Annotated in this window: 8 protein-coding genes; 2 read left to right on the top strand and 6 right to left on the bottom strand. The window is 66.3% G+C overall.

All coding sequences use genetic code 11. From position 1 onward, the window contains the following. Positions 1–34: 34 nt before the first annotated feature. On the top strand, positions 35–1,369 hold the full coding sequence (locus HF854_RS02895) for an HD domain-containing protein (protein WP_168934929.1): 1,335 nt from the start codon (positions 35–37) through the stop codon (positions 1,367–1,369). Positions 1,370–1,590: 221 nt separating this feature from the next. Beyond that, positions 1,591–2,664 carry a dual-specificity RNA methyltransferase RlmN gene (rlmN, locus tag HF854_RS02890; protein WP_168934928.1) on the top strand — a complete coding sequence of 358 codons (1,074 nt, stop codon included), beginning with the start codon at positions 1,591–1,593 and terminating at the stop codon, positions 2,662–2,664. Positions 2,665–2,950: 286 nt separating this feature from the next. Here rlmN and HF854_RS02885 read toward each other — a convergent pair whose 3' ends face one another. The 6 genes from HF854_RS02885 to HF854_RS02860 are packed head-to-tail and all read right to left on the bottom strand — an operon-like array spanning position 2,951 to position 11,874. After that, positions 2,951–3,439 (bottom strand): FeS-binding protein, encoded by a 489-nt coding sequence (locus HF854_RS02885; RefSeq protein ID WP_168934927.1) that lies wholly within the window; start codon positions 3,437–3,439, stop codon positions 2,951–2,953. After that, the gene (locus HF854_RS02880; RefSeq protein WP_239463860.1) at positions 3,429–4,349 is read right to left on the bottom strand and encodes a 4Fe-4S dicluster domain-containing protein; all 921 of its coding nucleotides are present in this window, start codon (positions 4,347–4,349) and stop codon (positions 3,429–3,431) included. The genes HF854_RS02885 and HF854_RS02880 overlap by 11 nt, the downstream gene beginning before the upstream one ends. 58 nt (positions 4,350–4,407) lie before the next feature. After that, complete coding sequence (locus tag HF854_RS02875) at positions 4,408–5,829, bottom strand: oligosaccharide flippase family protein (protein WP_006007699.1); 1,422 nt, start codon at positions 5,827–5,829, stop codon at positions 4,408–4,410. 3 nt (positions 5,830–5,832) lie between these two features. Continuing rightward, positions 5,833–6,726: an HlyD family secretion protein gene (locus HF854_RS02870; RefSeq protein ID WP_168934925.1), complete on the bottom strand. Its 894-nt coding sequence runs from the start codon at positions 6,724–6,726 to the stop codon at positions 5,833–5,835. Next, complete coding sequence (locus tag HF854_RS02865; RefSeq protein WP_240937639.1) at positions 6,726–8,189, bottom strand: TolC family protein; 1,464 nt, start codon at positions 8,187–8,189, stop codon at positions 6,726–6,728. Before HF854_RS02865 ends, HF854_RS02870 begins: the two co-directional genes overlap by 1 nt. Before the next feature lie 22 nt (positions 8,190–8,211). After that, positions 8,212–11,874 (bottom strand): acyltransferase domain-containing protein, encoded by a 3,663-nt coding sequence (locus HF854_RS02860; RefSeq protein ID WP_168934924.1) that lies wholly within the window; start codon positions 11,872–11,874, stop codon positions 8,212–8,214. Between the last annotated feature and the right edge of the window lie 185 nt (positions 11,875–12,059).

Below are 12,059 nucleotides of genomic sequence, written 5' to 3'. Positions count from 1 at the left end.
CCCTGGATGCGGCTTCGCCGCTTGAGGAGTTTTCATGGAAAAAGCGCTAAAAGACGCCATCACCATCTGCAAAACCCTGCTGCGCAACGGCTATGACGCCCATGTCATCAATGCGCCCGTGCAGGAACATCTTTTGAAACACAGCAAACAGCTGGCTGTGGACATCGCCTGTGAGCCCGACCTCGAGACGCTTCTCAAGCTCTTCCCCGAAGCCCGCGTCGAGCCGGACCAGCGTGCCATCGCCCAGATGGAAAAAGACGGCGTTCTTTTCCGTTTCTATGCCCTGGAAGTGGAGGATGCCAGCCATCCCGAGCTTTCCCTGCTGCGCATCACCCCCACCATGGCCAACATGATGGATCCCCAGGAGCGCCTGCAGCTGCGCATGACCGGCTTCGGCAGCCCGGCCCCCACCGGGGACGTCTATGACGGTTTCATGGACGTCAAGGGCGGCCTCATCCAGCTCACCGGCCTGCCGGACGAGACCCTGCGCCACAACTATCTGCTGGCCATCCGCGCCCTGCGCTTCGCCGCCAACTTCGACATCCCCATCGAGCCCAACACCTGGCTGGCCATCGTGCGTTCGTCCACCCGCGTGCTGGACTACGTGCCCGCCGCCGACATCATGGACGAATGGCGCAAAGTGGCCGCCGAATCCATGTACCGCTTCGTGAAGCTCATGTTCGACGCCCACATCCTCCAGGGCCTCATCCCCGAAGTGGCCGCCCTGGCCTGCATCCGCCAGCGCCGCAACGATGATGACGACACCGAGGAGACGGTCTTCGACCACACCCTGGAGTGCATGCGCCACTACCCCGAAGAAGGCTTCCACTACGACTGGCTGGGCACCATGGCCATGCTCTTCCACGATGTGGGCAAGCTCTTCACCGGCGAATACTTCGACGGCCAGTGGACCTTCTACCAGCACCACCGCGTGGGCGCCAAGGTCACCCGCAAGATCCTGCGCCGTCTGCACTTCAGCCCCGAAGACATCGACCTGCTCTGCCATCTGGTGCGCTACCACATGCGCTTCCACTTCATGCTCACGGACCGCGGCATCCGCCGTTTCAAGGCCCTGGACGAATACCCGCGCCTCATCGCCATGTCCCGTGCCGACATCCAGGCCCGCGACGGCAGCTACACCTACTTCAACCACAATATGAAGTATCTGGAGCGCGCCGAGACCCCCGAACAGATGCTGGAACCCCTGCTCAACGGTAACGAGATCATGAGCGAGACCAAGCTGGCCCCCGGCCCGCTGGTGGGCGTCATCCGCGATGCCCTGCTCCAGGCCCAGATCGCGGGCGAAGTCACGGATCGTGCCTCGGCCCTGCACTTCGTGTGCGAATACGCCCGCAAGTCCGTGGGCTAGACGCCTCCCGCACCCTGCGGCCCCCAAACGGGACCGCTCCGACATGACCATAAGGGAGAGGAAGCACGGCGCCATGCCGTCTCCCTCTCCCTCTCATATTCCCGCTCCGGCATTTTCCCGGCAGGCGGCCCTTGTGCCGGACACGGGGCCACACGCCGCCCCGCCGCCCTGCCTTTCCCTCCAACCCACGGTCGAGCCCTGCCGTGGCACCCCCGAAGACCATGATCAATCTCCTCGACTATACCCTGCCCGAACTCACCGACTGGATGCAGAACGAGCTGGGCGAGCCCAAGTTCCGGGCCGTCCAGGTCTGGCAATGGATCTGGCAGAAGATGGCCCGCGATTTCGACGCCATGACCAATGTCTCCAAAGCCTGCCGGGAACGCCTGGCCCAGTGTGCCGAAATCCGCTGGCCCGAGATCGTCACCGTGGAACAGAGCAGCGACGATACCACCAAGTTCCTGCTCCGCCTCCAGGACGGCGCCGAAGTGGAGACCGTGCTCATCCCCAGCGACTCCCGCGAAGGCGTGCGCCGCTGGACCCAGTGCCTGTCTTCGCAGGTGGGCTGCGCCATGGCCTGCACCTTCTGCAGCACCGGCACCATCGGCTTCGAGCGCAACATGACCATGGGCGAGATCCTGGGCCAGATCCTGGTGGCCCGCGAGCACCTGGGCGATACCCGCCCCGACTGGCCCGTGCTGCGCAACCTGGTCTTCATGGGCATGGGCGAGCCCCTGCTCAACCTCAAGAACGTCATGCGCGCCCTGGAGAGCCTCAACAACGACAAGGGCCTGAACTTCTCGCCCCGCCGCATCACGGTCTCCACCTGCGGCATCGAGAAGGGCCTGCGCGAACTGGGCGAGAGCGGCCTGGCCTATCTGGCCGTGTCCCTGCACGCTCCCACCCAGGAGCTGCGCGCCCGCATCATGCCCAAGGCCGCCCGCTGGCCCCTCGAGGACCTGCTCCAGGCCCTCAAGTCCTATCCGCTCAAGACCCGCGAGCGCATCACCTTCGAATATCTGCTGCTGGGCGGCGTCAACGACGGTCTGGAACAGGCCCGGCAGCTGGCCCGCGTGGTCAGCGACGTCAAGGGCAAGCTCAACCTCATCGTCTACAATCCCTCCGAGGGCGATCCCTACAAAGCCCCCTCGCCGGAACGCGTGCTGGCCTTCGAGCAGTACCTCTGGGACCGCAACATCACGGCCATCATCCGCAAGAGCAAGGGGCAGGACATCAAGGCGGCCTGTGGCCAGCTCAAGGCCGCCCGCCAGAACGAGGCCGGGGAACAGGCCTAGACGGGAATGCTTTCCGGGGGAAGGAGGCCCTTTGCCCGCGCTAACGTGCCTCCTTCCCCGTCCCCCATCCTCTCCAAACGCGCTTTTTCTAGAGCAGATGGGGAAAGCAGCTCGAAGACCGCCACAGGGTTAGGAGACCCTTTTTATCCCCTCCCAGCGCCCCTCTGGACGCTGAAAAACAAATGTCCGGCAAGAGAGACGTACAAACGAAAAAGACGCCCTCAGGGCGTCTTTTTTCGTTATCCGGAACGATGGGGGGCCATGCCGTGGAGCATGGCTGACAAGCTCAGGCGCGGGCCCGTCGCCCCGTGCCCCGGCGACGATCCCACCACAGCCCGCGGCGGGCCAGACGGACAAGGACCAGCAGGGCCCAGAGCAACGCACAGCCCAGGTGGCCATGCTTGATGAGGGTGTACACAGGGCCGTAGAAGGAAAAGTCCTGGAAGTTGTGCAGGATCAGGCCCAGACCGGAAAGCATGAGCAGGGCCAGCAAGACCAGGCGCAGCATGCCGAAGGGGGTCAGGCTGTAGCTGCGCGAGCCCCTGACCAGCCAGACGATGGCCGCGTAGCTGGTCAGGCAGAGCATGGCCGCTGCGGCCCAATAATGGGCCACTGTGCCCGAATAGGCTGCGGGCCGCAGCCAGGGCAGGGCCGCTTCGGCGTAGCGGTAGATCACGGGCAGATGCGCGAAGCCGCTGACCACCGCCCAGACCACGCTGATCCGCCACAGCAAACGGAAAAGGAAGCCGAACAGCGGACGGCGCTCAGTCCTCATCCTTGTCCCTCCAGTGGTCGCGCAACAGGCGCAGGCCGGCCAGTGCGGCCCCGGCCAGCGGCGCGGCCAGCACCGTGCCCACAAGATCGTTCTCGCGTTCCAGACTGGCCCCGGCCGGGCGCAGGCTGGGCCGTCCGGCGGAGATCAGCCCCTGCCGCAGCAATGAGGCTTCGATATCCCGGAAGGGGATGGACGAGACATAGATCAGGCAGGTGCCGCCATTCTCCTGCAGGCCGAAAAGATCGCCGTGCCGCTCCTCCGCCATGCGGCGGGCTAGGGCCGTCATCTCCGCATAGGGGCCGAAATGCTGCGCGCCGTGCGGGCAGGCTGCCACGCAAAGCGGGGGCTTGCCGTCGCTGATGATGTCTTCACAAAAATCGCATTTGAAGGTCTGGCCGTAGCCCAGGTAACCGGGAGCCAGATGCAGGTAGGGCCCCACCCCGGCCTGCAGGCGCGGGATGTGCCACGGGCAGACGGCGATGCACTGGCTGTCGCCGAAGCACAGGGACATCTCCGTATAGACGGCACCGGTGGGACGTTGCCGGGCGGCCCCCAGCGGGCACAGGCTGACGCAGGGCGGGTTGAGGCATTGCAGGCAGCGCCGCGGCATGAAGACCCGGCGCTCGCCCCGGGCCGTCTGTACGGTACAGGATTGCAGATACAGCCAGTTGTAGGGGGTCAGGCGATCCGTGACGTTGCGCCGTCCCCACCAGTCGGGTTTCCTGTCCCGGCCCCAGCGGGAAGCCGGGATGGGCGATACCGGCTGGGGGACCCGGGCGGCGGCCCGCTCATGGCAGGCCTGCACGCAGGCCCCGCAGCCCGTGCAGGCATCCACATCCACGACCACAGCAAGACAATCTTCCAGCCCGGCCGCCTGAGCCGGGGTCGCAGCTCCCCAGGCAGAGAGCATCCCCGCTCCCAGGCCGGCACCTGCCAGCGTTTTGAGAAAGCCGCGTCGTTCCATATGATCAGGCCTCCTGACGCTGCTCCTTCTCAAAAGCCGGCGGCGGGCGCCAGTACCAGAACAGCGCCAGCAGGGGCAGCAGGCCGGCCAGTTCCGCCACTTCGCGCGGCAGGGCCAGGATCATGCCCAGCGACCACCACAGGCCCACGGCCACGGCGATGGCGGCCAGCATCAGCAGCCACTGCCCCAGGCTCATGGGACGGGCCACCCACTGGAAATAGCCCACAGTGAGGATGGCCACCCAGACCTTGGTGGCGGTCAGGGAAAGCGCGGCCCCTTCCAGCGGCATGGGCTCGATGATGGTCAGGCAGCAGACGATGTTGACCACCAGACCGCTCAGATAGAAGAAGAGCAGCAGGGTATGCTTCCTCATGCCTATCATGGCATAGGCCGCCAGATTGTGCAGGAAGGCCGTGGCCAGGCAGGGCGTCAGCAGGCGCTGGGCCGTGGCGGCCATCTCGTAGCCCGGGCCGTAGATGGTGGGCAGGAAGCGGTCGCTCTCCACGCAGATCAGGAAGATCAGCGGCAGGGAGGCCGCCCAGAGCGAGCGGGCCGTCTGCCCCGCCAGCTGACGGAACGCGGCCCTGTCCTGCGCCCAGTAGCGGGCCAGCAAGGGGAAGATGACCTTGCCGAGCAGCGCGCTGGAGACCAGCACGGACAGGCCTTCCACGGTCTCCCAGGCCACGTTGTAGCCGCCCACGGCAGCGTCGCCGCCGTAGTTCTTGAGGAAGAACACATTGATCTTGTTGTAGAACATGGCGCAGGCGGCCATGATGGTGAAGATGAAGCCGCTCTTCATCTTCACGGCCAGGTCGCGCACATTGTCGTAGCCGAACCCCACGAAGGGATTGCGGCCCAGAGCACGGAAGGCGAAGCCCGTGCAGAGGACGGATTCGATGAGCTTGTAGAGGGCGATGAAGATCAGGGGCGCTCCGGCCACCACGCAGACGATGCCGTAGCCTATGCCCAGCAGGGCCGAAGGCACGCGGATGCGCATCTCCACGTCCTGCCGCCCGCGGGCCTGGCAGAGCGCGAAGAAAGAGTCCGTCACCCCGTCGAGACCGAAGCCCGTAGCGATGAACAGGACGATGAGCCGCAGCTCGAAGCTGTACCCCAGCCAGCCCGTCACGAACCAGGTGACGATCAGGGCCAGCATCATGAAACAGGTCTTGAGGCCCGTCACCTCGCCCAGCAGGGTACGGGGACGTTCTTCCCGACGGGCGAACGTGGACAGCAGAAAGTCGTTGAGCCCCACGTCCGAGACGGTCTTGACCAGATAGCCGCAGGAAAGGGCCACGGCGATCTGGCCCAGCATCTCGGGGCTGCGCCGTGCCAGCAGGATGGTGAAGATGGTCCAGGAAAGGTCCCTGGTCCATTGGGCCCCTAGGATGTATCCCAGCTGGCGCGGCAGGCTTTTCAGCTTCATGGGCTACTCGGCAGCGCCAAAGCGCACCAGTGCCTTGAAGCCGGGCTTGAGCTCAAGCTGGCTGTTGGGCACGGTCAGTTCCACCGTGTAGTACGAGGGCTGGGCCACGTCCATGTTGGTGGAGATCCACGAGATCTCCGTGATGGTGGCCGAGAACACCTTGTCGCCCAGCGAGGGGATCTCCACGCGGGCATGGCCGCCTTCCTTGATGCGGCCCAGGTCGCCTTCATAGACCGGCACCTGGATCAGTACCGGGTCCAGCTGGCCCACGGTCACGGGCGTGGCCTGGGCAGGCAGCAGCACATCGGGATTGAGGTTGGGCATGAGCTGCAGCACATAGCCGTCGATGGGGGAGGTCAGCACCAGCTGATCCGGCAGGGTCTCGCCCTCCCGGATGGGCTGGCCGTAATAGCCTTCCAGTTCCTTCAGGCGGGCCCGGAAGCTCTCTTCGTTCTTCTTGATGGAGATCTGGGTCAGCTCGATGCGGTGCTGCAGGGAGCGCACGCTCTCTTCCAGACGCCCCAGGGCCTGGCGCGAGCCCAGCCCGGAAGCGGCCAGCTGGCTGGCGCGATTGCGCTCGGCGCGGGCCTGCACCAGTTCGCGCTCCAGATCAAGGATCTGGCCGCGCAGGCTCTCGGTGGCGGCACCGGTGGTCACTTCGCGCTGCAGCACGCGTTCGGCCTCGTCCTGCAGATGATAACGCACCAGCGGATCCCCGGCCTTGATGGCATCCCCGGGACGGACCAGCACCTCGTCGATGACGGCATTGAAGGGCAGACGCACATCACGCGTCACGGTGGCCACCACCTTGCCGGTGGCGGTGGTCTCCACGGCCATGGCCGGGGCGGCCAGCAGCAGACAGGCCAGCAGGGCCCAGAAAACGGTCAGTCTTTTCATTATTTTTCAATCTCCGTGGCAGGAAGGCCCAGGAAGCGTTCCTGCAAGAGGTTGGCGACGTACATCCATTCCAGATTGGCCAGCTTGAGTTCCAGTTCGGCTTCGATCAGCTTGATGCGGCTCTGGACCATGGCCTCGTGGGCGGAACTCATGGCAGGCATGTCGCCCAGACCGGTCTCGAAGGAGATGCGGGCTTCCTTGTAGCGCATCTCGGCCGTTTCGAAATGGACTTTGGCCAGGCGGCGGTTGGTCTCGGCCAGGGCCACGCGCTGTTCGCACTGCAGCCAGGTGTTGGAGTAATCCGTGCGCTTGCGCGACAGCTCATGGAAGGCCTGGGCCTTCTTCATGCGGGCCGCCTGCACGCCGCGATAGCGGCGGTTCCAGTCGATGAGCGGGAAGTCGAAGGTCAGGCGCCAGAAGTAGTCTTCCTGGCCGTCAGCGGGCTGGTACTGGCCGGCGGGCGGGTTCTTGTCCACGCGGATGGTCATGTCGGGCACGTATTCGGCCCAGGCCAGCATGATGTTGTAATCACCCAGACGGATCTGGGAACGCAGCAGCAGATTATCTTCCGTGACCAGCCAGCGGTCTTCCCAGCGGTAATCCTTGCCGTTGAAACCGCGCAGGATGTCGTTGGCGCTCTTGCTGTCGATGTTCAGGCGCTGCTGCGGCTCCACACCGGCCAGGATCTTGAGGCTGGTGCGCTCCATGACCTCTTCCATGGTCATGCGCTCGCTGGTCAGCTCCACTTCGCGCTCGTGCTGCTGGGCCAGATTGAGGGCCACGCCCTGACGGCCGTCAGCGGACTCCAGCTGCTCCCAGTAACGGGTCGTTTCCCTGGCAAGGGGAGCGACTTCTTTCTGGATGCGCAAAATCTCGTTCTTGGCCTCCAGACGCAGATAGGCCTGGGCCACCTTGTAGATGGCCTCGCCCACGGCCTTGCGGTGCGTGGAGATGGCCAGGTTGACCATGATCTTCTGGGCCTGATGATTGAAATAGGACTCTACGGGGTTGGGGAAACGCGCGTAGAAGCCGATGCGGGGCACCACCTTGCCGTAATTGCTGGGCACGTCGTCACGGTCCGCATTGTAATAGGTCAGGGTATTGCCCACTTCCACGGTCATGCGGGGTTCGGGCAGATACTTCCAGACCGCATCGGTCAGGGCCAGGCGCTTGATCTCCAGTTCCACGGCGCTGTTGACCAGCAGCGGCGACTGCTGGATGGTCAGGAACACGCAATCCTCGAACGAGAATTTCTTGGCCGGGTCATAGAGGTTGGGGATCACGGCCTCGAGCTTGCCCTTGTTCTCCACCGGCACACCGGGCACGTCTTCCAGCCAGTGCTTGGCGGGCAGTTCCGGGGCATCCGACCCGGCCTTCTGCGAAGCACATCCCGAAAGCGCCATCCCGGCGCACAAGGCCGCCACAGCCAGTCCCCGTTTCCAGCGAACCCTTCTTTTCGTCATGGTCATTCCCTTGCGACAAATATTAGGCACCGGCGCCTTCCTGCGGCCGGACATCCTTTTCAAATTCCATCTGGTGCAATGTCAGCAGCACCCGGCCGTCCGCATCCACGACCTGGGCGTCATAGCGCTGCAGACGTTCATCGTCCCAGCCGCGGCGCAACTGGATGCGCCAGGGCATCCGGGCACCGCACAGCAGCCCAGTGTCCGCGAAACGGATGAAGCCGATGCCGCTCAGACGCCAGCCCTGCGGCCAGAGCAGACGTCCTCCGGCAAGCTCCGCCCGGGGGACGGTCTCTTCCATGATACGGCAGGCTGCCTGCAAAATGGCGTCCACAGCGGACAGCAAGCTACAATAGCCGGATTTGCCAGCCGGGGCAATGCCTTGCGCCATGCCGTCGAAGCGGCCCTGCCACAGGTCATCGCCCGCCGGAGCCAGCTCTTCCAGCAGTCGCCAGCCTTCCGCCATACCGCAGCCCGCGTAGAAGTCTTCCAGAGGCAGATCAGGGCCGGTAACGGCCATCTCGCCGTCCCACAGGGGCGGCAGGCTCCCCGCGGCAGCGGCCAGGAAGACCATGCCCCGTGCCAGAGGCGAAAAATGGTTGATGCGCCGCAGGTTCGGGGCCAGATCCCGGCTTTGCAGGCGCACATGGCACATGCGCGTCATCACGCCGTCCTGCAGCAGCCAGGACTGGGAACGGGCCGTGATGCGGCACTCCCGGGTCACGGCCTCGGGCAGGGGCAGGGGCGCGGCAAAGCGCAGGTCGGAGAACCCGGTGGGTTCCAGCCACGGCAGCTGCAAACGACCGCTCTCCAGCATGGTCTGAAGCAGTTCGCTCAGGGGCAGCCAGGGCTGGCCGTCCTGCGGCAGGGCACCATGCCCGGCAAGACGCGGATCGGCATAGCGGGAGAACTGCGCGCAGGCGAGCATCTGGCGGGAAGAAGCCCGGGCGGCTTCTGGCCAGGGCATGGCCTCGTGCGCCACAGCGGCGGAAAACACACGGGGGAAGAGCTCGGGCCGCTCCAGCCACTGCCAGTCACGGACGGGGGCATCGGCCGGGGCGCGCCGCCAGAGCACCCTGTCGGACGTCCCGTGCGTCAGGGCACGGGCCAGCAGGTCGCCCAGTTCGCGGGGGATGGGAGGCCGTCCGCCGTCGTCCACGCAGACCACCCGCCAGGGCAGGTCCAGCTCACGGGCGGCCGCTTCACCGGCTTCCTGCCAGGGGGCCGCATGGGCCGCATCACCGGCATGCAGCCAGCGCAGGGCATAGACATAGCGCACACCGCAGGCTTTGGCCGAGCGGCACAGCGCTTCCATCTCGTCAGCGGCCAGCGCCCTGTCCGCGGGCGCGCACAGCAGGATGCCGTCCAGGCGCCCGCAGGCACGATGCACGGTCTCGGGCAGGGCCGTGAGGGCCGTCAGCGCGGGCAGGCCGTACAGGTGGCCGCCCAGTTGCTCCAGCGACAGACAATCTTCCAGCGCGGCATCAGGCAGGGCAAAGGTCATGCCCAGGGGGGCCAGCGCCCCCAGCAGCTCGGCCAGAGGCAATGCCTGGGCATCGGGCCCCCAGACAGCCAGCACGTCACCGGCGTGGGCACCCATGCCCCGGGCGGCCGGATCGAGGACCAGAGGCAACGGCCGGCCGTCTTCGTCGCAGCAGCCCAGATCGAAGCAGCACAGGGGCGGCAGATCTTCACCGGAGCCGTGCTGCGGCGCGCTCAGGGGAGCGACCTCTCCGGGCTTCCTCTCCGCCGGGGCAAGGCTGGCCAGCACGCGCAGCAGGTCGCCCACGGTGGCCACGTGCAGCAGGGCCTCGAAATCCACGCTGATGCCCAGCTCTTCCTCCACTTCCTGCACGATGAGCGGGAAGCGGCTGGACCGCAGGGCCAGGTCATAGCGCAGATCCATCTCCGGCTTCAGGGAATCCGCGTCACGACCGCAGGCAGCGGCCAGGATCTCCAGTACCTTGCGGGCGGCCTCGGGCAGCTCGTCCCTGGCCGGAGCAGCCGCGCGCGCCGCCGGGGCGGCAGGGGCCTCCGCAGAGGCGGCCGGAGCGGGGGCCGCATCCAGCCAGCGCTGCCGGTGCCGCGCCACGCCGTCATGCGTCAGATGGCCAAGGGCATAGAGGCGCGCGCAGGTCTGGCGCATGCCTTCGGCTTCCTTGCCTTTGCGGCCGGCAGCCAGGCACAGGGCCTGCGGCTCGATGTCGTTCACCAGACCGCACAGGGTATCCTGCGGACCCACTTCCACGAAATGCCGGATGCCGTCGCGCTGCCACATGGCCTGCACGCATTCCACCCAGCGCACGGAATTCTCGTCCAGGTCGCCGATGTGCTCGCAGATGCCGGGCTGGTCGTCGGGATAGGGGCGCGTGGTGATGCAGCTGAGCATGGGGATCTGCGGCGCCTGCATGGCCAAGGCATTGAGGCGGCGCAGGGACATATCGCGCAGCACGCGCATGCTGGGGTGATGGAAAGCCAGGCTCACGTTGAGCATGATGGCCGGGATGCGGCGTTTGCGCAGGCTCTTGCGGGCCTCCAGCAGCACGTCGCGGGGGCCGCTGATGATGAACTGGCGCGGGGAGTTGTAATTGGAGACGTAGAGCTGGGGCCAGGTCTTGCGGGCCTCTTCGATGACCGAGGCCTCGGCGGGCACGGCCATCATGCCGGTCTCGCGGGTGGCGCGGGCCTCCAGTTCGGCCATGTGGGTGGAACGGGTGTCCAGGATGTACCAGGCCACTTCCGGTTCGTAGACGCCGGCCAGGCACAGGGCGATGAGCTCGCCCAGGCTGTGCCCGCAAATGAGGGAAGGCCGCAGTCCCAGCGAGGCCAGGTGGCTCCACTGGGCGTATTCCAGCAAAAAGAGGTAGGGCTGCTGCCAGCGGGTCAGGCCGATCTTTTCCACATCGGTCTCGTCCAGCAGGGCCAGCACGTCCCAGTCGGCGGCGCGGGCGATGCGGTCCATGGCGGCCCGGGCCGCCGGGAAGTGGTCGTAGAGCTCGCGGCCCATGCCGGGCCAGACGGCCCCCTGCCCGCAGCACATGACGGCCAGCGGCGGCACGTCGCCCTGCGGATGCAGCCAGATGCCCCGCTGTCCCATGGCTTCGAGGGCCGCGGCATCGGGACGGGCCCCGAGGGCCAGCAGTTCCTGACGCCAGGCGGGCACCACGGAGCCTGCGTGCCAGATGGCCCCGCCGTGCGGCAGGTCGGCGAAGCGCACGCCGTCACAGGCGATCTCCCCTTCTCCGGGCTCACAGGACGATGCGGGCATGTCGGGCATGCTCACCACGGCAGCCTCCGGCGCAGGAGCCGCCACGTCATCCTTGCGGGCAAGCAGCATGCCTTCCCAGGGGCCTTCGGGGCGGGGCTGGAGGAGCAGGACAGGACGGTCTCCACCGGCCAGCCGGGCCAGATCGCCGGGACCGGGGACAGCCGGAAGGGCCTCGGGCTCAAGACCGGGCCAAAGCCCGACAGCCAGAGGACGGAGCATGTCGAGCGCGGCGGCCGTGGCCTGCCCGCTGCCGGCGGGACTGAGGACGAGACGGGGGGCCTTGCCCCGGAGCTGGGGCAGGCGGGAAGCTTCTTCGAGGAGCAGGCGGCAGGACTCGCCGCTGTCGGCGCCCTCGCGCCCGGCAAGGGGCCAAAGTTCGAGAGCCGCAGACGCTCCGCAAGATTCGGGTCGTTGCATCGTAAGGATACCGGGAATACCGCCACCGGCGGGTAAGGGACCCGGAGGGGTCCGGTATGTACAGCCCGCTGCCCAAGGGAGCCGCGGCCATTCTATCACAATGTTAAAAGCAAATTTTAGGCCATCTCAGGCCGCTTGTCCAGCCCGCGCCAACCGCGAGGCTTTCTCGCTTGCCTTGGTGGAAC

This window comes from Desulfovibrio piger, from assembly GCF_012843875.1.
In the GTDB taxonomy this organism is placed as follows: domain Bacteria; phylum Desulfobacterota; class Desulfovibrionia; order Desulfovibrionales; family Desulfovibrionaceae; genus Desulfovibrio.
Note: the sequence above shows the minus strand (reverse complement) of the source record. Positions and strands in the feature narration are given on the sequence as shown.